Here is a 23,218-nt window from a genome sequence, read left to right as displayed (position 1 = left end):
TTAAATATCTCCATGACGTAAAGCAAGGCCGGCAGCAATCACAAAATCCCCCAATAATTGCGGTAATTTAATGTTATGCTGTTGAAAAGCCTGACGTAATTCCCAGTGATGAGCAACCTTAGCGGTGTGATGAATATGTTGATGATCTGTAATCAGGTAGATAGGCGAAGTAGGGGGAGTATCGTCTTGATCAAGAAAGGGCAGCAAGTGGGAAAGTGTCGGTATGTCGGTATCTTGTAAATGGTTGTAATTCGCTGGTTGGCTAACTGGCCCTGACCAAAGCCATTCACCTTGTCGGTAATGAATGACCCAACATTCATCGGGTAAACTCGCATTTCTTGCCACATAACGTAAAGCTATGGGGGCGACATCAATAGCAAGTAGGTTAAACCCGCTTTCTGCAAATAGATTTTGCCAAAAGGTAATATCTGACTGGCGAGCTGCGTTAAAATGAACTTGTTGTTTGATGACGCGATAGTCGATGACCAGCTCTTGGGCGTGCATAGAAAAACGTTTTTCAGCTTGAGATTGTAAATACCACCCTAATTCCGGTTGTAGCAATTTGATTTCACTGGGTAATGAAATTTGTTGTTTTATTGTACGAACGGCAGGTAATGCGAAGGATACTGAACACTTTTTAGGTAATTTCTGACGCCATTGTAATAAAATATCCAGTAAAATTTCATACTGCTGATGGCTAGAACTATCCGTTAATTCGAATGGTAATTGCTGCTGCCAACATTCGCATAAATGCCAGTATTGTCTGCGCCGCTTTGCAGCGACTAGCTGTATTCTATCTCGATATAGGTCGATTCCAATGTTCCATTTTGATGTATACATAGTTAATTTCCTTATCATTAACAAATAAATTACGTTTTCTATTGTGCTGTATAAGCTTTATACTGTGTGTTAGTGATATCTAAACCCTCTTGTTAGCCGAGCATGGGAATTTTCCGGTGAAGTTCGTAAAATACTTTTTTATTCTTGTTTTCTGTTGCATTTTTTTGGGAACCGCCTCGATTTATGGCATGTATAAATATGTTGAAGGTGAGTTACCCGATGTCGCAACAATGAAAGACATTCGTCTGCAAATTCCAATGCAGGTATACAGTGCGGATAACGAATTGATTGCCCAATACGGGGAAAAGCGTCGTATTCCTTTACCGCTGGCAGAAATTCCTCCTTTAATGATAAAAGCGTTTATTGCAACTGAAGATAGCCGTTTTTATGATCACCATGGGATTGACCCTATTGGTATTTTCCGAGCTGTTACTGTCATGGCTTCATCTGGTCATGCTTCTCAGGGAGCCAGTACGATTACTCAGCAGCTCGCGAGAAACTTTTATTTAAGTCCTGAAAAAACTTTGATGCGTAAAGTGAAAGAGGCTTTTTTGGCTATTCGCATTGAGCAGCTTTTTACTAAAGATGAAATTATGGAGCTGTACCTGAATAAAATTTATTTAGGTAACCGTGCTTATGGCGTCGGGGCGGCTGCGTATGTTTATTTTGGTAAGACAGTGGATGAGTTGACGCTTAGTGAAATCGCGATGATTGCGGGTTTGCCAAAAGCGCCTTCTACATTTAACCCGCTGTATTCTTATGACCGTGCGGTAAGTCGTCGTAATGTGGTTCTTTCTCGTATGTTTGAGGAGAAATACATTACTCAAGACCAGTATGAACAAGCAAAAAATGAAAAAATAGTTGCTTCGTATCATGCGCCGAAAATCGATTTTTCTGCGCCGTATTTAGCCGAGATGGCACGTCAAACCTTGTTTGATAAATATGGTGAAGATGCCTATACCGATGGGTATAAGGTTTACACTACGGTGATCCGCAAAGATCAGGAAGCAGCAACAACCGCAGTTCGTAATAATTTGATCGACTACGATACTCGCCATGGCTATCGCGGTCCTGCCGAAGTTTTATGGAAACAAAATGAAGCGGCTTGGACAGCAGAGCAGATTGTTGAAAAATTGAAGAAAATGCCTGTTTATGGGCCATTAATGCCAGCCGTCGTGACATCTGCAACGGCTTCAGAAGCACAAGTGATGTTAGCTGATGGCTCGCAAATCCCAATTACGATGACCGGAGTGCGTTGGGCACGTAAATTTATTTCAGATACTCAGCAAGGCGCCGCGCCAAGAGCTGTAAATGCAGTGATGCAAGTGGGTGAGCAAATTTGGGTTCGAAAAGTTAAAGATAACTGGTGGTTAGGGCAAGTGCCTGATGTAAATGCTGCATTTGTTGCTTTGAATCCGAATGACGGTGCAATTATTGCGCTTGTTGGTGGTTTTGACTTCAATATGAGTGAGTTTAACCGGGTTACCCAATCATTACGCCAAGTTGGTTCGAATATTAAACCTTTCTTGTATACCGCTGCGATGGATAAAGGCCTGACATTATCATCATTACTTAATGATGTGCCGATTAGTCGTTGGGATGCGGGCGCAGGTTCTGATTGGCGTCCTAAGAATTCACCTCCTCGATATGATGGGCCTATTCGTTTGCGTCAAGGTTTAGGTCAATCAAAAAATGTTGTGATGGTTCGCGCAATGAGAGCCATGGGTGTGGACTATGCCGCTGATTATTTAACTCGCTTTGGTTTCCCTGCGGAAAATATTAACCGTACAGAGGCGTTAGCGCTAGGTGCGCCATCATTTACACCAATGCAAATGGTTCGTGGATATGCCGTCATGGTCAATGGTGGATATTTGATTGACCCATATTATATTTCGAAGATCGAAAATCATAATGATGAGGTTATTTTTGAAGCCAATCCTAAAATAGCATGCCCTGATTGTACGAATATTCCAGTGATTTATGGGGATACTGAACGTACTATTGCGAGTAAAGGTATGGATGATGAATCTACCGAAGAAGTGACGCAATCGGGTGATAATACTGTCATACAAGAGCCGACAATGGAATTAACAACGGCATCTAACTTAGACGGGAACTCTGGTGACCAATATGCGCCTCATGTGATTAATACCCCACTCGCATTCTTAATTAGGGATGCGATGATGACCAATATCTATGGCGAGCCTGGTTGGTCTGGTACGGGTTGGCGTGCAGCGAGAGACTTAGGTGGTCGGCGTGATATTGGTGGGAAAACAGGAACAACGAATAGCTCGAAGGATGCTTGGTTCTCTGGCTATGGTCCAGATGTTGTTGCTTCAGCATGGATAGGTTTCGATGACAATAGGCGTACTCTAGGTCGTGGTGAAGCGGGGGCTAAAAGCGCACAGCCAATGTGGGACGACTTTATGAAGTCTATTTTGGATGGAGTGCCTGTGAAAACAATGAAGCCACCTAAAGGGGTTATTTCCGTATCCATTGATAGCCGGACAGGCAAGTTAGGTTCTTCCCGTCGTGAGTATTTTATTGAAGGAACAGAACCGAAAGAACATGCAGTACAAGAGGTAGGCACGACAATTTCTACGGAAGGTGGGGCTAGCCAAGAGCTATTTTAAAATTATTGTTGGCTAAACTCTCTCAATTAGCACCCCATTGTTGATTAAAAACATGGGGTGTTTTCTATAGAGACATTTAATATATCAGAAGGTTATGTGCCGATATTAATAATTGGTTATGGAAATCACATGCAGCTGATACAATAATAGGTGTTTTTACTTACCACTTTTTAGGTAACGTTCTAGATAGAAAAGTGCGCTAATATTCCGAGCTTCGTTGAAATCAGGGTGTTCCAGTAATTCCATCATTCGAGATATTGGCCATAGCTCTTGTTGTAGAGGTTCAGGCTCATCTCCTTCGAGTTTTTCACTGTATAAGTCTTGGGCGATAAGAATATTCATTTTGCTCGAGAAGTATGATGGTGACATCGTAAGCTTGGCAAGCTGAACAATGTGATTAGCGCCATAACCTATTTCTTCTTTGAGTTCACGTTGGGCCGCTTCAATGGCGATTTCACCGGGGTCGATAGCACCTTTGGGAAAGCCTAATTCATAGCTTTCAATCCCGACAGCGTATTCGCGAATGAGGATGAGGTTATCACCCATGATAGGAACAATAAGAACCGCTTCACGTTTTGCGGGCCGCATTCTTTCATAGACTCGTTTTTCGCCATTACTAAATTCGAGGTCAACTGATTGAATGCTGAATAATTTTGATTGAGCAACATCTTGAATATTCAAGATTTTAGGTTTTTTTAACTCTGTCATAACGATTTCCGAACAGGATGAGTGAAATCTATTGCTAAAAGCATATTTCATTGATTTACGAGACGCGTTTTACTTAGCACTGCCCGTATTTTGAAATCATCGTACAACTATGACCTATATCAAAATAAAATGATAGATATTATCGAGTCGATAAAATGCTGTTAGTATAATCGTCGTTCAAAAATAGCACGGATAAATAAATAAAATATTTTTTTACAAGATGTTGTAATTTAAAATAAAAATCCTAAATAGAATAGGAATTGGCTTATTTTTAGAAAGCCTGAGGGTTGATATGCTTTTCTTATTCATTTTTCATTGGGGAAACAATGCTAAACCATGTCATTATAACGGCTATAATTGTTATTAGCCTGACTATAATGGCTTCCTTCCTATACTTTAGGCGGGGGCGGCATTCTGGTGTCTATCAAATACCCTCTGTAGCGTCACCATCATTTAGAAAAATGATTGATTCAGATTACCAAACCATCTCTCAGTATTTAAATTATTGCTCTACTGTATCAATAAATTCTTCTCAACATCCATGGCAAATCAAAAAAAATTCAACAATTGCAACAGTTTGTCACTCATTAACGCGTTTTAACTTACGCCAAGAGCAGGGAAATAGCTGGCGTTATTTTATTGATACCATTGAAGTTCAGCTCCCTTCACAGCTTGAACCGTTTTTGCAGCGCCAAAATGTCATGGAGATAGTTGAAACAGATCATTTACCATTGATTATTTCAATGAATAGTCACTCATTGAAAGATTTTAGTAGTGAATGGCAAACTGGCGTGCCACTCGATTCAATATTGCCTGATGCTGCCATTCAAGAACGTGGTCAACATAGCATTGAACGATTAAAAGTTCGTAAAGAGACGATAGAAGAGCATAGATTACACCATTCTACGGGCTGGCTTGGCGCTGCGATCGTTTGCCTGAGTTTTTTATTTGGTTATTTAACCCTCGTTTCAATCCCGTTATTACAGGAATCGGGGTTAGTGATTTCAATGATTACGTTTGTCATTGGGTTACTTGTTCTTTTTCGCTCGAGGATGTTTCCTCGAAAATACCAAGATATTCAATGTATTCATGGTCAGCCAAAGCGTTGGGAACTTTATGGCGAGCTTGATAAAAAATATTCAACAAATACCTCTATTGCGGGGATTGATTTGCATTACCCCAGTCATTGGGAAAATTATTTAAAATACGAAGAAAACCAAGCCGTTAATATTGATTTTTATGCGACGGGTGAGGTGGTTAAACTCGGTAAATACCTTTCGTTGCATGAAGAAGAACGTTATTACCCATACAAACGGTTCAAGAAGAATGTATTGATGTTAGTTGGGGCATTATTAACGATGTCTCTGATATTTGCATATCAACCGATGGGGCTGCCGATAAAACTGGGTTTTGCTTGGTTAGGTGGTACAGAGAAAATCACGGTTGAAAACCCGAATGATCTCGTTGCTCGTCAGCTTAAAGTGGGGGATACATTAGTTGCCCAAGGTAAAGGGATGTGTTACCGCCCACCGAATTTGAATAAAGAAAACCAAGCTCAATTTGTACCGTTTGATTGCTCTGGTATTTATTGGAATGATGTTAGTTTACTGACTGAACCTCAATCTGAGGTTGTCGAACGCTCAATATCATTGCTTGATACTGTCAAAAGCCAATTACATCCAGACAAAAACTCAGTAGGGGTTAATCCAAGGTTACAGCGCGATATTATGAAATCAGGGATGAATATCATCTTTGATTTTTCGGCCATTATTATGGGAACAGAACAACTGTGCCATAATTCTGATAACTGTTTAAAATTAAAAAATGCGCTGACTAACCTAGGAAGTACAGAGGATTGGCCTACATTAGTAAAGAAAGCGTCCACAGGAAAATTAAAAGGGGCTCATGTTTTATTACGTGCGGGGAGCGCAGAGGCCTTGGAAAACATTGTGGAAGACACCATATATGATTTTATCAAGACAGAAATAGACAGAGAAGTGCGTAAAATTAATAGTCCACCTCCTGGGGGTGTTTTATTAATTAGTGATGAAAATAAGCCTTTAGTCGATTCGATACCAGGAGCCTCTTTTAATGAGCTATCGCCATTACAGCGTTGGCAAGAATTGCAAAGGTTATCAAATCTTCTAATCAATACACCGTTCAATATTGAAGGGGTTATTACGAGTTTATCAGTAGATGCCAATGGCACATTGCAAATTGTGTTGCATGAAGAGCCCAATGCAAAAGTGGTGTCTCAGTATATATGTAGTACGCTTTTTATCCTGTTTCTGTTGGTATGTGCGTTGTTAAATGGTTCGCTGATTGTGCTACGTGTTTTGAATAATAAAAAGCGTTTGCGTAATATTACAGAATATTATGATAAATGCTTTGAGGCTAATTCTCCCTCCTATCGTCGATAGTATCATCCCGAAAATAGAGGCAGCCTCTTCTTAGTTTGATTCAGACTTATGTTGAGGAGGCTCCATGAATCAATCCACTATAGAACCTGTTCGCCTTGATAAATGGCTGTGGGCTGCGCGATTCTATAAAACGCGTGCAATTGCCCGTGAAATGATTGAAGGCGGTAAAGTTCATTATAATGGGCAAAGAACTAAGCCCGGGAAAATTGTTGAGCTGCACGGAATCGTTAAGCTTCGGCAAGGTAATGATGAACGGACGGTTGAAATCATGCAAATTAGCAGCCAGCGTAAAGGCGCACCGGAAGCACAGTTGCTGTACTGTGAAACCGTAGAAAGCATTGAGCAACGAGAGAAAATGGCACAAGCGCGTAAGATGAATGCACTTACGATGCCACATCCAGAGCGACGTCCAGATAAGAAAGAACGGCGTACTCTATTAAAGTTTAAACAAACAAATTCTCATGAGTCGTCTTGATGACGGCCTGAGCAACAGCCCGAGCAATAGAGAGATATTATGGCAAACCAAGACTTACTCCACCGTTTTTTATTTGAGCAACATTCCGTTCGTGGAGAAATGATCAGTGTTGATGAAACCTTTGAACATATTTTAGAAAACCATGACTACCCAACAGCGGTGAAAGGTTTGTTAGGTGAGTTACTTGTTGCTACCAGTTTATTGACGGCAACGTTGAAGTTCGATGGTGATATTACTGTCCAAATTCAAGGTGATGGGCCGGTTAATCTGGCGGTTATCAATGGTAATAATTTACAACAGATGCGCGGTGTTGCACGTGTAGATGGCCCTGTTGTGGCTGGTAGCACTCTGAAGCAGATGATTGGTAATGGTTTTATGGTGATTACCATCACACCGAATCAAGGTGAACGTTATCAAGGAATTGTGGCGATCGAAGGAGATTCTATTGAAGAAAGCATTGATGCCTATTTCCGCCAGTCAGAGCAATTGCCAACTCGTTTATTCATTCGTGTGGGTGAAGTAGATGGGAAACCAAGTGCAGGTGGCATGTTGTTGCAAGTTTTACCAGCAGCAAATGAAACAAGCCATGAGTTCTTTGACCACTTAGTGCAACTGACAGCCACAATCAAAGGTCAAGAGCTGAGTACATTGGATGTGAAAGAGGTTTTACATCGTCTTTATCATGAAGAAGATGTCACGTTATATGACCCACAATCTGTCGAGTTTCGTTGTACTTGTTCAAGGGAGCGCTGCGAAAGTACATTAGCAACGTTACCGAAGGAAGATGTTATCGATATTTTACACAAAGATGGAAAAATTGATATGGAGTGTGAATTTTGTGGCTCACATTACGTATTTATTGAATCCGATCTTCAAGGGTTAAATAATGAGCTAAATCAGCAACTTCACTGATACGATTTAGCAACCTAATTATGTGACAAGGGTGCAATTCTGCACCCTTTTTTTATAATTTTAAAGCATTATTACGTGCTCTAAGTCTCATTATGAATTAAAAAAAATTATACATTTTCAATTCTTTGATAGCAATCGCTGTTAATTAGTCGTAAAGAATTATGATCATCCGCAGATTAATTATGTTTACCAGGAGCAATATAATGAGCGCTAAAAGCATTACCCTGAAGGAACTTGAAAAGTACGGTATTCATGATGTAGCTGAAGTGGTTTATAACCCAAGTTACGAGCTATTATTCACGGAAGAAACTAAGCCAGGACTTGAAGGTTATGAGCGTGGAACAGTAACTACTTTAGGTGCTGTTGCGGTTGATACAGGTATCTTTACAGGTCGTTCACCAAAAGATAAATATATTGTACGTGATGACGTGACTCGCGATACAGTTTGGTGGGCAGACCAAGGTAAAGGTAAAAACGACAACAAACCGATGTCACAAGAAGTTTGGGCGGATCTCAAACATTTAGTGACTGAACAACTGTCTGGTAAACGTTTGTTTATCATTGATGCATTCTGTGGTGCGAACGCCGACACTCGTCTAAAAGTACGTTTCATTACTGAAGTTGCATGGCAGGCACATTTCGTTAAAAACATGTTCATTCGCCCATCAGATGAAGAGCTAGTGGGCTTCGAACCTGATTTCATCGTCATGAACGGCGCGAAATGTACTAACCCGAACTGGGAAGCACAAGGTTTGAATTCAGAAAACTTTGTTGCGTTCAACTTAACAGAGCGCATGCAACTGATCGGTGGCTCTTGGTACGGCGGCGAAATGAAGAAAGGTATGTTCTCTATGATGAACTACCTACTGCCATTAAAAGGCATTGCATCTATGCACTGTTCTGCTAACGTCGGCGAAAAAGGCGATGTCGCCATTTTCTTTGGTTTATCTGGAACAGGTAAAACCACACTTTCTACCGATCCAAAACGTAAGTTAATTGGTGACGATGAACACGGTTGGGATGATGACGGCGTATTCAACTTTGAAGGCGGTTGCTACGCAAAAACGATCAACTTATCTAAAGAAGCTGAGCCAGACATCTATGGCGCTATCAAACGTGATGCGTTATTGGAAAACGTGATGGTGTTGGCAGATGGTACTGTTGATTTCAATGATGGTTCAAAAACGGAAAACACCCGTGTTTCTTATCCAATCTACCACATTGATAACATTGTAAAACCTGTTTCTAAAGCGGGTCATGCAACAAAAGTTATCTTCTTAACCGCAGATGCATTTGGTGTGTTGCCACCTGTTTCTCGTTTAACGCCTGAGCAAACGCAGTACCACTTCCTGTCAGGCTTTACCGCGAAATTAGCAGGGACAGAGCGTGGTGTGACGGAACCGACTCCGACATTCTCTGCATGTTTTGGCGCTGCATTCTTATCATTGCACCCAACACAATACGCTGAAGTATTAGTTAAACGTATGGAAGCGGCTGGCGCGAAAGCTTACTTAGTGAATACAGGTTGGAACGGTACAGGCAAACGTATCTCCATCAAAGATACACGTGCCATCATCGACGCTATTTTAAGTGGTGATATCGAAAAAGCGGACATGATTAAACTGCCTGTGTTCGATTTAGAAGTCCCAACAGCATTACCGGGTGTGGACACCAATATCCTTGACCCACGTAATACTTATGCAGACAAAGCACAGTGGGATGAAAAAGCGCAAGACTTAGCGGAACGCTTCGTGAATAACTTTGATAAGTACACGGACACGCCAGCAGGTGCTGCACTGGTGAAAGCCGGGCCAAAACTGTAATTAGTTTTGTGAATCAATAAATAATAAAGGCTCTACTGATGTAGAGCCTTTTTGTTGTGAAAATGATTATTCTGCGGATGGTAAGTCAAACAACAGGATTTCACTATCTTCACTTGCTTTGATGGTGAGTGCTGTTTCTTGCCAAATAGCTAAACCATCGCTGGTGGTTGCTTTCTGGCCATTGATTTCCACATTCCCTTTAACGACTTGAATCCATACAACTCGCTTATCAGCGACCGCATGAGTGTGGGTTTCATTTGCAGGTAATGCCCAGCGCCACAGTTCCATATCTTGATAAACTTTTAATGAGCCATCACGTGCATCCGGTGATAGCACCAATTGCTTGCCATCTTTGGAATCGAACCGTTTTTGCTCATAACGTGGCTCAATACCCGTTCTCTCAGGAATGATCCAAATTTGGTACAAGTGTAGCTCTTCTTCATTGCTTGGGTTATATTCAGAATGACGAATACCTGTACCCGCACTCATAATTTGGAATTCACCCGCAGGGATTTGCTCCATATTGCCCATGCTGTCTTTATGTTCGACAGTCCCATTGAGCACATAGGTCAATATTTCCATATCTTTATGGGGGTGAGTTCCAAACCCTTGGCCCGCAGCAATAAAGTCTTCGTTAATCACTCTCAGTGCAGAAAAGCCCATAAATTGCTCATCATAGTAGCTAGAGAATGAAAAAGTATGCCAACTGTCGAGCCATCCATGGTTTGCATGACCACGTTCGTTTGCTTTGCGTAAATAAATCATCGTGTTCTCTCCTGTACGGATTTCAACCTTGGTTGAACTCGCTCTAAATGTGTTGATGACAGTTTAACCAATTTATATGCAGAGAAAAGTAGCTCCCATTAACCATAGGATCCAAAAAATTTGAATAAGATACGCGGTGATTGCAGAGAATTGTGGTGTGGATAAAAAAATAGCCAGCGCAAGGCTGGCTAAAGTAAACACTGGAAGCAATGTGAGCAATGTCGTACCCCCTGCAAAAGGGTGACTAAGTAACCCTATCGAGGAAGTGATGATAATGATAATAGTTATCACTATCGTTTGTAAAGCATTATTTTTAACCAAAATAATATATCTTATAATTAAAACTGCAATTATATGATTTATATGAAATTAAATATTAACCATTATTTTTCAATGGATTAAGGTTTTCTGGACATCAATACAGGAGGATACTCCTAACGGAATAATTCCGTTAAGCGTCAGATTAAGACTGAGTATGTTTCCAGTCTTTTTTCTATTATTCTGCAAAAGGGAGAGGCAAACTTTCCGCACATGCTGCCGCGGAACTCCATGCCCATTGAAAATTATAACCCCCGAGCCAGCCAGTCACATCCATAACTTCACCAATAAAGTACAGACCAGACACTTTAAGCGACTGCATGGTTTTAGACGATATTTCGTGAGTATCAACGCCACCCAATGTTACTTCAGCTGTGCGGTAACCTTCCGTTCCATTAGGTTGTACCTGCCATTGGTGTAATGTGGTGTGTAACGCTTCAATTTGAGGGTGATTAAGCTGTTTTAGCGCACATTCAGGGATCTGTCCTTGGGCTTGTAATACCTCAATTAGCCGTTTTGGTAATAATTTAGCTAAGGTATTTTTCAATGATTGATTTGGGTGCTGTTGTCTTTCTGAAACGATAAAATCATTGATGGAGATATCTGGAAGTAAGTTAATACTCACGTACTCGCCAGGGTTCCAGTAGCTGGATATTTGCAAAATGGCTGGACCAGAAAGCCCCCGATGGGTGAATAAAATATTTTCTTTAAATACGGTGCCACTTGCCGCTGTTACCGTTGCAGGGACAGAGATGCCTGAAAGTACCTGTAATGTTTCTAAAAGGGGTTTATGTAAAGTGAAGGGCACCAGTGCTGCTCGTGTTGGAATAATAGTATGCCCAAACTGTTCCGCAAGTCGATAGCCAAAAGGGGTTGCACCTAAACCAGGCATCGATAAGCCACCGCTTGCAACGACAAGTGAGTGGGTACTTACTTGAGAACCGTTAATCGTGACTAAAAACCCTTCATCTATTTTGTCAACGGCAGTTACCTCACTGCGTAACTTAATAGTGATATTAGGTAGGTTACACTCACTTTGCAGCATATCGACGATATCTTGTGCGCTATTATCACAAAAAAGCTGCCCTAAGGTTTTTTCATGATAAGGGATATTATATTTAGCGACTAAGGCAATAAAATCCCACTGTGTATAGCGAGCAAGTGCTGACTTACAAAAGTGCGGGTTCGTAGAAATGTAATTACTGTGCTCTGTATACATATTAGTGAAATTGCAGCGTCCGCCACCGGACATCAATATTTTCCTGCCTAATTTTTTCCCGTTATCAACCACTAGCGTCTTCAAACCGCGTTTGCCAGAGTGTGAGGCACAAAACAAACCTGCTGCGCCAGCACCTAAAATAATAACGTCGAAATTTTTCACAATAAGTGTCTCTATATATGTTTGATTTTAAGCATAATTACATTGATAACTGGGATATTTTACGTCATCTCATCGAGATTGTAATGTAAAGCTTTGAGGAAGAACTGATGAAAACTATACAGGACGTATTATAATTAGAGAAATTCGTCTAAAAAAAGCAAACAACGATTATTTTCTGGAAATATCGTTAAAAAGTTTCAAAAATTCAGAATAAGTTTGATTGCTATAATTCGTTGAAATATATGGAGTAATTGCTATGAGCTACTTTTTTGATGGGTAGTTAAATCAAAAAAAGGTTAGATTTTGCTTCCACCGCCAGCGTTTGTCACTGATAATGCGCCGCGTTCATGTCCAACATATAATGGCTTAACGTCTATGCTACATCTTTTTACAGGTTTAGAATTTCATACAGGTCTATTATTAGTTCTGGCACTGTTGTTTGTGCTGATCTATGAGGCTATAAATGGCTTCCATGACACCGCTAACGCGGTAGCAACGGTTATTTATACCAGAGCAATGCGGGCTCAGTTCGCAGTTGTCGTGGCAGGGGTTTTTAACTTTTTTGGTGTCTTGCTGGGAGGATTGAGCGTTGCATATGCCATTGTCCACCTCTTACCAACAGACCTCTTGCTTAATGTGAGCTCAGCTCACGGCCTTGCAATGGTTTTCTCATTGCTCTTGGCTGCAATTATTTGGAACCTTGGAACTTGGTACTTAGGTATTCCTGCTTCCAGTTCACACACACTTATCGGGGCGATAATCGGGGTGGGCTTAACCAACGCGATTGTGACTGATTCGTCTGTCGTTGATGCCTTGAATATACCGAAAATGATCAGTATTTTCATGTCATTAATTTTGTCTCCCGCTATCGGTTTTGTGATTGCTGGTTTGATGATTTTCTTTTTGCGCCGTTATTGGAGTGGCACAAAGAAACGTCGTCGTATTCACTTAACACCTGCGGAACGTGAGAAAAAAGATGGTAAGCGTAAGCCACCATTCTGGACTCGTACTGCATTGATTTTGTCAGCAGTTGGGGTGAGTTTCTCCCATGGTGCGAACGATGGCCAGAAAGGCATCGGTCTTATCATGCTGGTGCTAATTGGTGTTGCTCCAGCAGGTTTCGTTATGAATATGAATTCTAACGGTTATGACATCGCAAAAACACATGATGCGGTTGTCCACCTGCAACAATACTATGAAACACATAAACCAGCGTTAAACCATGCAATAGAAAATGCCCCGACCGTTGCAGAAAGTAGTGATGAACCCGGTGGTGAATTCCATTGTGATAGCACACGTACTGGCGCTATTTTAAATCAAGCTCAAACGATGCTTGATGGCATTCAAAGTTATGAAGAGCTGACGCCAGACCAACGTAACCACGCACGCCGTTTGCTGATGTGTATCTCTGATACTGCGAATGCGGTTGCGAAATTACCAGAAACAAGTTCCAAAGATGCTAGCTTACTGAAAAAACTCAGTAATGATTTGCTGTATACCGTTGAATATGCACCACTGTGGATCATTATTGCGGTTGCTTTAGCATTATCATTAGGCACCATGTTCGGTTGGCAGCGTGTTGCTGTGACCATTGGTGAGAAAATTGGTAAGAAAGGTATGACTTATGCGCAAGGTGTATCTGCTCAGGTAACTGCAGCAGTCTCTATCGGTGTGGCAAGTTATACTGGTATGCCAGTTTCAACAACGCAGGTTTTATCTTCTGCAGTGGCGGGTACGATGGTTGTCGATGGTGGTGGTGTACAAACAAAAACCATTAAAAGTATTGCGCTAGCATGGTTATTAACTTTACCGGTGTCTATTGTATTATCCGGCGGTTTATACTGGCTATCGCTGCTGTTTATCTAGTCGCGCTAATTTTGGCTTCATACATGAGTATGGAGCCTTTAACAGTTACATGAACACAGTAATCTACATATACAAAATAGTGATGATCGAAAGGCCATCACTATTTTTTCATTAGAAAGTTAAGATCACAGCTAACCTGTTATCAATAAATACGCTAGACTCACGATAACAAGTATGCTGAGCCTGCTTATCATCATGAATTGCTTACGGATTCGCTCACAACGCAAAATAACTTCAGGGTCATAATGTTCAAGGTATTGTTTGTTATTTATGTATCGAACTAACCGGAGTTGTTTGTTTAGCTGGCCGTGTGTAGTAAAAAAACCATTACCATCAACGGATTGATAAAGCAGAGGGTCTGAATCCCTTAAAATAGACAATAGAACACGAACGGAAGAAAAGTACCGCATCATATTTAAGATGCACAAAATGCATAATGCCCAAAACAATGCAATCATACTGAACATAATCCTCTCCTTAGAACTTAGCTCAAGCTCACAGCAATTGTCGCAAAGGAAATACAGCAGAAAAATTATACTTATACTCAGTTGTTTTATTGTAGGATAAATTTTTGTTTAAAAAAAGTGCAGTTAGTGCAAATTTGTGATGACCTTTTGTTTATATTGAAGAAAATAAACCTGAATAGTTGAATTTTAATATCACAGTTTGTAGTGCAACTTTGTTGTTTTCCTAAGCTAAAAGAGTCTCCATAACTCGAATTTTTTAGGGCAATATATTAATATTGAATGAATGATGTTATTGTTTTATAAAATGTTATATGAAGTGATGATTTTAAGGTTAATCTGCTTAGATGTGATCAAAGCAACACTTAATAATCACAATTAGCAGGTATAGTATTCATAAAGATGTGGTGAAGGCATAACCACCAGATAATCAGCATTCGGAAGGAGTTTACTTATGGCTTACAAACATATTCTCGTTGCGGTAGATTTATCACCTGAAAGTAAAGTATTACTGGATAAGGCTGTCTCTATGGCAAAACCTTACGGGGCCAAAGTATCTATGATCCATGTTGATGTTAACTATTCAGACCTCTATACCGGTCTTATTGATGTCAATCTTGGTGACATGCAGCAACGTATTACTGATGAAACGCGTAATGCTCTGAAGGATTTATCTGCAGGCGCGGGTTATGAAATTCAAGAAACGCTCAGCGGTAGCGGTGATCTAGGCCAAGTACTGGTCGATGCCATTAAAAAATACAATATGGATTTAGTGGTCTGTGGGCACCACCAAGATTTCTGGAGCAAGTTGATGTCGTCTGCTCGCCAGCTAATCAATACAGTCCATGTGGATATGTTGATTGTGCCACTAAATGATGATGAAGAATAATCCATATCACGCTATTTGAAATATTATTCACTAAAAACGCTTGCTTATGCAGGCGTTTTTTTTGTTTCAAAATATGTATTTTGAGGGAGTTATTGGCAGGTCAAGCAATTTATTTTGCTATAGAGTGAAAAAAAACCTTGAATTTAGAATACAAACTAATGATATATTCAATAGGCAAACGCAAATCAACCTCACATTTCCTAAAAATAATGATAAGAAAGAGTGAGGCACATCACAACAACTACATGTTAAAAAGGAAGACATAGATGACACAATCACTATCTTCGTTCTTGGAGTCTGTCCAAAAAAGAGACCCTTCTCAACCTGAATTTCTACAAGCGGTACGTGAAGTATTCACTTCCCTTTGGCCGTTCTTAGAGCAAAATGCGAAGTATCGTGACCAAGCATTACTTGAGCGTTTTGTTGAACCTGAACGTGTAATTCAATTTCGAGTGTGTTGGGTAGACGACCAAGGTAAAGTTCAAGTCAACCGTGCATGGCGTGTACAATTTAGCTCTGCAATCGGCCCATTCAAAGGTGGTATGCGTTTTCATCCATCTGTGAATTTATCCATTCTGAAATTTTTAGGCTTTGAACAAACACTGAAAAATGCCCTGACCACATTGCCAATGGGTGGTGGTAAAGGTGGCTCTGACTTTGATCCTAAAGGTAAAAGCCATGGTGAAGTGATGCGTTTCTGCCAAGCATTGATGACAGAACTTTATCGCCATATTGGTTCTAATACTGACGTCCCTGCGGGAGATATTGGTGTGGGTGGTCGTGAAGTGGGCTTTATGACAGGTATGATGAAAAAACTGTCTAATGACACTTCTTGTGTATTCACCGGTAAAGGATTGTCCTTTGGTGGTAGTTTAATTCGCCCTGAAGCAACTGGTTACGGTTTGGTTTATTTCACAAATGCAATGCTAAAACGCCATGGCCTAGGCTTTGAAGGGATGCGTGTAGCAGTTTCCGGTTCAGGTAACGTTGCACAGTACACCATTGAAAAATGTATGGAGCTTGGCGCTAAAGTGGTTACAGCTTCTGATTCAAGCGGTACTGTGGTTGATGAGGACGGTTTTACAACAGAAAAACTTGCACGTTTGGAAGAAATCAAAAACAACTATGGTCGTATTGAAGAATATGCAAAAGAGTTTGGCTTAACTTACTTAGCGGGCCAGCAACCATGGAATGTGCCTGTCGATATTGCTCTGCCATGTGCAACACAAAATGAGCTGGATGTTGATGCAGCAAAAGTGTTAATCAAAAATGGTGTTAAAGCGGTCGCTGAAGGGGCTAATATGCCAACGACGATCCCTGCAACCGAACTGTTCCTTGAAGCGGGAGTGCTGTTTGCTCCAGGTAAAGCGGCTAATGCAGGTGGTGTGGCAACGTCAGGTCTTGAGATGGCTCAAAATGCGGCTCGTCTAGGTTGGAAAGCTGAAAAAGTTGACGCTCGTCTACACCATATCATGTTGGATATTCACCAGCATTGTGTGGAATTCGGTGGTGAAGAGAAACAAACAAACTATGTTCAAGGTGCTAATATCGCGGGCTTCGTAAAAGTCGCTGATGCAATGCTTGGGCAGGGTGTGTTGTAATTCTCTGACCTCAAAACGTACGCGAAAGGGCGGCTGTATCATACTGATAAATTCACCTGTACATACGCCCTTCGCCGTTACGTTTATTCGTTATCTTTAATGCATGGATAGATATCAAACCGATGGTTTTTAGTGGTAATCGCTGATGGCGCTTTTTGTCCCGCAAGGGGCTCTGCATAGTCAGGGCGCTTAACAACTACTCTACGTTTAGCCAAAGCAATCGCAGGGGCTAATAATGAATCTGCATCATCATCTGCTCCCACCAATGACTGAAATACTCGCATTTCTTTCTTCACTAAAGCACTTTTTTGTCGATGAGGGTACATCGGGTCAAGATAGATAACATCAGGCGCGTGGGTTATTTCGCTTAGTGCTGTAATACTGGATGCATGAATCAATGACATTCGTTCTTGTAACCATGGGCCAATTTCTGCATCTTGATAGCCTCGTTGTAAGCCATCGTCCAATAGTGCAGCAACCACAGGATGGCGCTCCAACATGCGGACATGGCAACCGAGAGCGGCGAGAACAAAGGCATCACGCCCTAGGCCAGCAGTGGCATCAATCACATCGGGAATATAATCTTTTTTGATTCCCACAGCTTTGGCAACAGCTTCACCACGACCCCCTCCAAATTTACGGCGATGGGCCATAGCCCCAGAGACGAAGTCGACAAAAATTCCTCCTAATTTAGGTTCATCTAGCTTACGCAGTTGTAAATTTTCAGGCGTAAGTACGACAGCCATAACGGCATCAGGGGTATGAGAAAGCTGCCATTTTTCAGAAAGTTGAGAGAGAGTGCCGGGATCGGCACCCTCTTCACAGATCAACTGGATCGCAATGTCATTAGCCATGGATACCATAGCTCTTTAACATCGCATCAAGTTCTGGCTTGCGGCCACGGAAGCGTTCAAACAGTGCCATTGGCTCTTCAGAACCCCCACGACTTAAGATATTGTCGAGGAAGGACTGACCCGTTTGACGATTAAAGATACCTTCTTCACTGAAGCGTGAGTATGCATCTGCCGCGAGCACATCTGCCCACAAGTAGCTGTAATAGCCTGCTGCATAGCCACCTGCGAAAATATGGCTAAAAGCATGTGGGAAGCGCGACCATGTAGGTGAAGGAACCACTGCGACTTTATCTTTAATTGCATATAACGTTGGCATGACTTGCGCACCTTTTGCTGGGTCATATTCAGCGTGTAAGGTGAAGTCAAATAGACCAAATTCCAACTGACGCAGAACAAACATGGCTGACTGGTAATTCTTCGCCGCTAACATGCTATTGAGCATTTCTGTTGGTAATGGTTCGCCAGTTTCATAATGGCCAGAAATAAATTCGAGGGCTTCGGGCTCCCAGCACCAATTTTCCATAAATTGACTTGGTAGTTCGACAGCATCCCATGGCACACCGTTAATCCCTGCAACATCTGCAACATCAATTTGCGTTAACATATGATGTAAGCCGTGACCAAATTCGTGGAATAAGGTAGTGACCTCATTATGGGTAAACAGTGCAGGTTTATCACCGAGTGGCTTGTTGAAGTTACAAGTTAAGTAAGCGACAGGGTTTTGTAGTGAGCCATCTTTATGCACCATACGACCTACACAATCGTCCATCCAAGCCCCACCACGTTTATGTTCACGGGCGTAGAGGTCAAGGTAGAAACTACCGCGCAGAGTATTGGTTTCGTCATAGAGTTCGAAGAAACGCACATCTTTATGCCATGTTTCGACGTCATTGCGTTCTTTGGCGGTTAAACCATAGATACGATGAACAACCTCGAATAACCCATTCAGGACGCGCTGTTCAGGGAAATAGGGGCGTAACTGCTCATCATTTAATGAGAATTTATGCTGTTTTTGTTTTTCGCTGTAATAGGCTAAATCCCATGATTCAAGCGTATCGACACCATAATGCTCTTTAGCAAAAGCGGTCAATTCAGCCAGTTCATTTTCCCCTTGCTGATGAGCTCGGTCGGCTAAGTCATTGAGGAAATTCAGCACTTGCTCTGGCGATTCGGCCATTTTGGTCGCTAGGGATTTTTCTGCGTAGTTTTTAAAACCTAATAATTGCGCTAATTCGTGGCGTAAGGCCATTAGTTCATCAATTAATTCGCTATTATCCCATTTACCTGCATTTGGGCCTTGGTCAGACGCACGGGTGCTATATGCATGGCTCATCTCACGACGTAATTCTGCATTGTCAGCATAGGTCATAACAGGTAAATAGCTTGGCATATCAAGGGTAAGTAAGTAGCCTTCTTCACCTTTTGATTCAGCCATGGCTTTTGCTGCAGCAATTGCACTTTCTGGCATACCCGCTAATTCATTTTCGTCTTTAATGAGCTTACTCCAACCCATGGTAGCATCAAGAACGTTATTGCTAAATTTAGATGCTATCTCCGACAAACGTGCGACGATTTCACCGTAACGTTGCTGTTTTTCAACGGGTAAGCCAATGCCGGATAATTCAAAGTCACGTAAGGTATTTTCGATTGATTTACGTTGAGCTTGGCTAAGGGAATTAAATTCAGCCCCTTCTTTTAATGACTTATATGCTTGATATAAAGGCTCATGTTGCCCCATCCAAGTACTGAATTCAGACAGTAACGGCAAGCATTTTTCATACTCTTCGCGCAGTTCTGGGCTGTTTTTCACTGAGTGTAAATGACTAACTGGCGACCAAACACGAGAAAGCTTATCACTGGCTTCTTCTAAAGGTTGGCACAGGTTGTCCCAAGTGTATTGATCCGTTGCACTCAGCAGGTTTTCTACTGTTTGGCGATATTCATTGAGTACATGTTGGACTGCGGGGAAAACATCCGCAGGCTCTATTGTAGAAAAGCGGGGTAGTGCGGAATCGGCTAATAATGAATTTGTCATAAAACATCCTGTGATTGCAGGCTTGTGCTCGTAGGCCAAGGCTTACTGTGTTGACAATAAAAGTTAAATGGCGAACTTATACCCAAATAGGGTTAATGTTATGGATCATATAACCAGTGCGCCATAGCGAATATAAGAAAGTATATGGGGGCAGATGTACAAACCTCAATATCAATCTAACGTTTTTTCTTATTAACACTTATCAATAAATGGGTTTTTTGTTGGCTTTTATCAATAAAGGCAATAGTTGTAGTTTCAATGCTTTGGAAAATAATGAATTCAGTCTATAATCAATTTCCAATCTATAGAGGAAGATCGTCGTCTCCGGTGAGGCGGCTGGATTTCAAATCCAGTTGGGGCTGCCAGCAGTCCCGGGCAGGTTCGACTCCTGTGATCTTCCGCCAAACGCAGTTTCTGAATTTCTTCTAAAAGCTATATTTTCTTTGTAAATCAATAAGATTAATCATCTCAAAGTCTGTCTGATTCTCCCCTTGTTTACTGGTTTCTACCCCTGTTTGGGGGCAAAATTGGGGGCATAATTTTTCCCTATTTTTTGGATGCCCCCACAATGAAGCTTTACGCCCGCCAGGTAGCGGCCTCAAGGCCAATGGTAACCCCCTATAAAATGACCGATGGAGGGGGGTTATATCTCGAGGTTATATCAACGTTTGCAGGAGAGCTTAATTAAAGGTGGATTATCGGGACGAAATGCAAAAGGTAAGTGAGCTCGTACTTGTTCAGTAAATGGTATTGATGGGGATATTAAATTAAATAAAGCATTGTGGGTGATGACTGAAAAGATGCACAAACATTTTTCTTGCAGAGAATGGATATAGGTAATAGTAGTTCATTGTTTTTACATCAAATAATGTGCTTGCTAGCTATTTATAAGTCGGGCGAAGTGCGTAAAACGGATGTGACGGTTGCGAAGAATTATCTACGTGAAAATGAACTCAAAGAATTAAATCGCATTGTCAATATGTGGCTCGATTTTGCCGAAGACCAAGCACTGTGCCGTAAGCAGGTTTTTTTACAGGATTGGGATACTCAGCTGGATCAGTTTTTAAGTTTCAATGACCGTAATGTCTTGCAGGGTGCTGGCGGAATCAGCAAAAAATCTGCTGATGAAAAGGCTAAAGTAGCGTTTGATATTTTTGTTCAAAAGCGTCGCCAGCTAAAAGAAGCGGAAAGGGCTAGGATGAATATTGCGGCACTGAAAGGTTTGTTGAAAATAGGAAAGTAGAAAAATAGTAGAATCACTATTTTTAGTTAAATTGCTAAAATTAGCTTAGTACCTGAGGTGGTCGTAGTAAACAAGGGGGAACTCATACTCACTAACGGTTCATAACCACGAAAAGTGTACTAAGAACCTTTTAGTATTAGTGAGTCATTACAGGTTTTAGTTAGGTTGATTCCCTAACTAGAAATCAGCCTTAGAAAAACCAGTCATAACATCCAGTTCCATTTCGCGGCCTAATGCCGTCATTGGATGGACAATTATCAAACCTCGCACGGACTTCTTCAATTTGCCAAGATCGGCTTGTTCTTTCTTAGTGATGGGTCGTTTGAATGGCATATCGACTAACTTCTGTGCTTCTTTGCTGAGCTTTGTGTTACGCACCGCTTTCAGGCGAGTAATTTCAGTTTCCAACGTCACTTTTTCTTTTTCGAGTTCTGCGTATTTTTCTGCATCGCTCGTCAGTTGCATACTTGCCATCTGGTGACGAATAAGGTCTAAGCGGTCGCTAAGAAGCTTAATTTGTGTTTTTTCAATTTCTTTCATTATTTAATTAACCGTGAATAAATTTCTTGTCGGCAAGTATACACTATTTCGTATTAGAGGGTGAAAAGGGATATAGACTGACACCCCATGTGAGGACGCCTTTATCGCTCATCATTCATGCAATGAAAACAACATAATTACCTTATAAATCAACTTATCACTCAACCACTCACAATTCTGTTCTTTTATGCCTTAGTGATATTATGATTAAGTGCTTGCATTTCGGTATCATCACTGACCTTTCTGACATATTATATTTAATTTTCTGAAAAATTATTATTTTTAGTTAATTTATCGTTGGTATATAGCAAAATATAACGAGGTATAGATGAGATCATAATGACTAAACGTAAATTTATTACACGTACAGAGGTGAATTCTTTATTGGATGCTACAAAGCAAGGTCGCTATCCTAATCGCGATTATTGCTTGTTATTAATGAGCTTTTTGCATGGGTTAAGAGTTAGTGAGCTCACTCATATCACAATGGCTGATATTGATTTAGTGCAGAAAGTGATATTTATTAGGAGACTAAAAGGAGGGCTGTCTACCGTACAGCCTATAATTCCCGAAGAGTTTAATGCGATTGAAAAATGGCTAGTTGAAAGAGATTCTTGGAAAACAGCGGGATCAGATTGTCTATTTATTTCACAAAAGGGAAGCCAAATTTCTCGTTATCAAATTTATCGTTTATTTGAGCAGTATGGAAAAATAGCTGGGCTTCCTGTAAAGCTTCATCCTCATATGCTAAGGCATGCATGCGGCTATGCATTAGCTGATTTAGGTCGGGATACACGATTAATCCAAGACTATTTAGGGCATCGAAATATCGCCCATACTGTAATTTATACTGCGAGTAATGAAAAAAGGTTTAGTGGTATTTGGTTGAATCAATAAGCAATTTAATGACTTGTATCAACATAAGGCTAGCACTAAACATAATAATATGAACTAAACACCAAGAATACCTCAGTTATTTAGGCAATTGATTTGATAAAACTGAGGTATTCTTATGCATATTAAGGGCAATAATTATTTTTAAAGCCACAAACAACATACTCAACTAATTTATTTTCCAGCCTTTAAAAATAAAATTAGTTAATAATTTTATTTATTCATTTTTTTTTGAATTATCATGATTTAATTACTCCAATTAAGAGTGTCAGTAAACCACTTTCGTGGTTAACTAATTGTTATCATATTTTAATCATTTTTTTCACAATAATAGTCCATTTTTGATTGCTAAATAAAGCCACTCTGTGAAATGACACGATGTAAGTGAAATCATTTAGATGATAAATTCATATTTTTGGTTTTTGTGAGTTAAAAACCTTTAATTGATGCTTTAAAATACAGAAATATAATATATAACAAAAAAATTAATCAATTATCAATGATAATCAATTGGATAAATAAAATATCTATAAAAATCAATCTGTAATGCAACATAA

At 40.6% G+C, this 23,218-nt stretch carries 17 protein-coding genes, 1 tRNA gene and 2 pseudogenes; 12 read left to right on the top strand and 8 right to left on the bottom strand.

What is annotated here, in order from left to right:
- On the bottom strand, nucleotides 1–840 hold the full coding sequence (locus PSF28_RS20790; RefSeq protein ID WP_272685594.1) for a pilus assembly protein PilM: 840 nt from the start codon (nucleotides 838–840) through the stop codon (nucleotides 1–3).
- Between the two features lie 116 nt (nucleotides 841–956).
- On the opposite strand from PSF28_RS20790, the gene mrcA reads away from it, so the two are divergent.
- Entirely contained in the window at nucleotides 957–3,473 is a 2,517-nt protein-coding gene (mrcA, locus tag PSF28_RS20785) for a peptidoglycan glycosyltransferase/peptidoglycan DD-transpeptidase MrcA (protein WP_272666514.1), read from the top strand.
- Between the two features lie 156 nt (nucleotides 3,474–3,629).
- Here mrcA and nudE read toward each other — a convergent pair whose 3' ends face one another.
- Nucleotides 3,630–4,181 (bottom strand): ADP compounds hydrolase NudE, encoded by a 552-nt coding sequence (gene nudE, locus PSF28_RS20780; protein WP_210836441.1) that lies wholly within the window; start codon nucleotides 4,179–4,181, stop codon nucleotides 3,630–3,632.
- 326 nt (nucleotides 4,182–4,507) lie between these two features.
- Here nudE and PSF28_RS20775 point away from each other — a divergent pair, with 326 nt between their 5' ends.
- The 4 genes from PSF28_RS20775 (at nucleotide 4,508) to pckA (ending at nucleotide 9,811) form a co-directional block, all read left to right on the top strand.
- A complete protein-coding gene (locus PSF28_RS20775) occupies nucleotides 4,508–6,601 on the top strand; it encodes an IgaA/UmoB family intracellular growth attenuator (protein WP_272685593.1) in 2,094 nt (697 codons plus the stop codon).
- A gap of 64 nt (nucleotides 6,602–6,665) precedes the next feature.
- Nucleotides 6,666–7,076 (top strand): ribosome-associated heat shock protein Hsp15, encoded by a 411-nt coding sequence (gene hslR / locus PSF28_RS20770; protein ID WP_210836443.1) that lies wholly within the window; start codon nucleotides 6,666–6,668, stop codon nucleotides 7,074–7,076.
- A 39-nt stretch (nucleotides 7,077–7,115) separates the two neighbouring features.
- On the top strand, nucleotides 7,116–7,988 hold the full coding sequence (gene hslO, locus PSF28_RS20765) for an Hsp33 family molecular chaperone HslO (RefSeq protein WP_210836445.1): 873 nt from the start codon (nucleotides 7,116–7,118) through the stop codon (nucleotides 7,986–7,988).
- 203 nt (nucleotides 7,989–8,191) lie between these two features.
- Nucleotides 8,192–9,811 (top strand): phosphoenolpyruvate carboxykinase (ATP), encoded by a 1,620-nt coding sequence (pckA, locus tag PSF28_RS20760; protein WP_004906570.1) that lies wholly within the window; start codon nucleotides 8,192–8,194, stop codon nucleotides 9,809–9,811.
- Between the two features lie 66 nt (nucleotides 9,812–9,877).
- On the opposite strand, the gene PSF28_RS20755 is transcribed toward pckA, so the two are convergent.
- Both PSF28_RS20755 and PSF28_RS20750 read right to left on the bottom strand, forming a co-directional pair.
- Nucleotides 9,878–10,576, bottom strand: a complete 699-nt coding sequence (locus PSF28_RS20755) for a pirin family protein (RefSeq protein WP_109913168.1) — start codon at nucleotides 10,574–10,576, stop codon at nucleotides 9,878–9,880.
- 496 nt (nucleotides 10,577–11,072) lie between these two features.
- Nucleotides 11,073–12,275, bottom strand: coding sequence for an NAD(P)/FAD-dependent oxidoreductase (locus PSF28_RS20750; RefSeq protein WP_272685592.1), 1,203 nt, complete (start codon nucleotides 12,273–12,275; stop codon nucleotides 11,073–11,075).
- Between the two features lie 375 nt (nucleotides 12,276–12,650).
- Between PSF28_RS20750 and pitA the strand changes: the two genes are divergently transcribed.
- Entirely contained in the window at nucleotides 12,651–14,141 is a 1,491-nt protein-coding gene (gene pitA / locus PSF28_RS20745; RefSeq protein ID WP_272685591.1) for an inorganic phosphate transporter PitA, read from the top strand.
- A gap of 131 nt (nucleotides 14,142–14,272) precedes the next feature.
- Here the strand turns inward: pitA and uspB are convergent, their stop codons facing one another.
- Nucleotides 14,273–14,608 (bottom strand): universal stress protein UspB, encoded by a 336-nt coding sequence (gene uspB / locus PSF28_RS20740; RefSeq protein WP_004906561.1) that lies wholly within the window; start codon nucleotides 14,606–14,608, stop codon nucleotides 14,273–14,275.
- Nucleotides 14,609–15,059: 451 nt separating this feature from the next.
- Between uspB and uspA the strand changes: the two genes are divergently transcribed.
- Nucleotides 15,060–15,494, top strand: a complete 435-nt coding sequence (gene uspA, locus PSF28_RS20735) for a universal stress protein UspA (protein ID WP_004263149.1) — start codon at nucleotides 15,060–15,062, stop codon at nucleotides 15,492–15,494.
- Between the two features lie 266 nt (nucleotides 15,495–15,760).
- Nucleotides 15,761–17,095 (top strand): NADP-specific glutamate dehydrogenase, encoded by a 1,335-nt coding sequence (gene gdhA / locus PSF28_RS20730; RefSeq protein ID WP_004263145.1) that lies wholly within the window; start codon nucleotides 15,761–15,763, stop codon nucleotides 17,093–17,095.
- A gap of 83 nt (nucleotides 17,096–17,178) precedes the next feature.
- Here the strand turns inward: gdhA and rsmJ are convergent, their stop codons facing one another.
- Both rsmJ and prlC read right to left on the bottom strand, forming a co-directional pair.
- Nucleotides 17,179–17,949 (bottom strand): 16S rRNA (guanine(1516)-N(2))-methyltransferase RsmJ, encoded by a 771-nt coding sequence (rsmJ, locus tag PSF28_RS20725; RefSeq protein WP_210836449.1) that lies wholly within the window; start codon nucleotides 17,947–17,949, stop codon nucleotides 17,179–17,181.
- Nucleotides 17,942–19,984, bottom strand: a complete 2,043-nt coding sequence (gene prlC, locus PSF28_RS20720; RefSeq protein WP_210836451.1) for an oligopeptidase A — start codon at nucleotides 19,982–19,984, stop codon at nucleotides 17,942–17,944. Before prlC ends, rsmJ begins: the two co-directional genes overlap by 8 nt.
- A gap of 309 nt (nucleotides 19,985–20,293) precedes the next feature.
- On the opposite strand from prlC, the gene PSF28_RS20715 reads away from it, so the two are divergent.
- From PSF28_RS20715 to rhuM, 3 genes and pseudogenes are all read left to right on the top strand, one after another.
- Nucleotides 20,294–20,388: transfer RNA gene (locus PSF28_RS20715), tRNA-Sec, on the top strand.
- 252 nt (nucleotides 20,389–20,640) lie between these two features.
- Nucleotides 20,641–20,820 (top strand): annotated as a pseudogene (locus PSF28_RS20710) (DUF932 domain-containing protein); the annotation flags it as partial.
- A 41-nt stretch (nucleotides 20,821–20,861) separates the two neighbouring features.
- Nucleotides 20,862–21,227 (top strand): annotated as a pseudogene (gene rhuM / locus PSF28_RS20705) (RhuM family protein); the annotation flags it as partial.
- A 177-nt stretch (nucleotides 21,228–21,404) separates the two neighbouring features.
- Here rhuM and PSF28_RS20700 read toward each other — a convergent pair.
- Nucleotides 21,405–21,767, bottom strand: coding sequence for a YibL family ribosome-associated protein (locus PSF28_RS20700; RefSeq protein WP_210836453.1), 363 nt, complete (start codon nucleotides 21,765–21,767; stop codon nucleotides 21,405–21,407).
- A 339-nt stretch (nucleotides 21,768–22,106) separates the two neighbouring features.
- Here PSF28_RS20700 and PSF28_RS20695 point away from each other — a divergent pair, with 339 nt between their 5' ends.
- The gene (locus tag PSF28_RS20695; RefSeq protein ID WP_210836456.1) at nucleotides 22,107–22,664 is read left to right on the top strand and encodes a tyrosine-type DNA invertase; all 558 of its coding nucleotides are present in this window, start codon (nucleotides 22,107–22,109) and stop codon (nucleotides 22,662–22,664) included.
- Nucleotides 22,665–23,218: the final 554 nt, after the last annotated feature.

Source organism: Providencia sp. PROV130, from assembly GCF_028482225.1.
Classification (GTDB): domain Bacteria; phylum Pseudomonadota; class Gammaproteobacteria; order Enterobacterales; family Enterobacteriaceae; genus Providencia; species Providencia rettgeri.
This window is presented reverse-complemented; position numbering and strand designations above follow the sequence as displayed.

What these genes read in the sequence shown, in the direction of transcription:
- PSF28_RS20790 (WP_272685594.1), bottom strand. Translation starts at nt 840, where the DNA reads ATGTATACATCAAAATGGAACATTGGAATCGACCTATATCGAGATAGA.
- nudE (WP_210836441.1), bottom strand. Translation starts at nt 4,181, where the DNA reads ATGACAGAGTTAAAAAAACCTAAAATCTTGAATATTCAAGATGTTGCT.
- PSF28_RS20775 (WP_272685593.1), top strand. Translation starts at nt 4,508, where the DNA reads ATGCTAAACCATGTCATTATAACGGCTATAATTGTTATTAGCCTGACT.
- hslR (WP_210836443.1), top strand. Translation starts at nt 6,666, where the DNA reads ATGAATCAATCCACTATAGAACCTGTTCGCCTTGATAAATGGCTGTGG.
- hslO (WP_210836445.1), top strand. Translation starts at nt 7,116, where the DNA reads ATGGCAAACCAAGACTTACTCCACCGTTTTTTATTTGAGCAACATTCC.
- pckA (WP_004906570.1), top strand. Translation starts at nt 8,192, where the DNA reads ATGAGCGCTAAAAGCATTACCCTGAAGGAACTTGAAAAGTACGGTATT.
- PSF28_RS20755 (WP_109913168.1), bottom strand. Translation starts at nt 10,576, where the DNA reads ATGATTTATTTACGCAAAGCAAACGAACGTGGTCATGCAAACCATGGA.
- pitA (WP_272685591.1), top strand. Translation starts at nt 12,651, where the DNA reads ATGCTACATCTTTTTACAGGTTTAGAATTTCATACAGGTCTATTATTA.
- uspB (WP_004906561.1), bottom strand. Translation starts at nt 14,608, where the DNA reads ATGTTCAGTATGATTGCATTGTTTTGGGCATTATGCATTTTGTGCATC.
- uspA (WP_004263149.1), top strand. Translation starts at nt 15,060, where the DNA reads ATGGCTTACAAACATATTCTCGTTGCGGTAGATTTATCACCTGAAAGT.
- gdhA (WP_004263145.1), top strand. Translation starts at nt 15,761, where the DNA reads ATGACACAATCACTATCTTCGTTCTTGGAGTCTGTCCAAAAAAGAGAC.
- rsmJ (WP_210836449.1), bottom strand. Translation starts at nt 17,949, where the DNA reads ATGGCTAATGACATTGCGATCCAGTTGATCTGTGAAGAGGGTGCCGAT.
- prlC (WP_210836451.1), bottom strand. Translation starts at nt 19,984, where the DNA reads ATGACAAATTCATTATTAGCCGATTCCGCACTACCCCGCTTTTCTACA.
- PSF28_RS20700 (WP_210836453.1), bottom strand. Translation starts at nt 21,767, where the DNA reads ATGAAAGAAATTGAAAAAACACAAATTAAGCTTCTTAGCGACCGCTTA.
- PSF28_RS20695 (WP_210836456.1), top strand. Translation starts at nt 22,107, where the DNA reads ATGACTAAACGTAAATTTATTACACGTACAGAGGTGAATTCTTTATTG.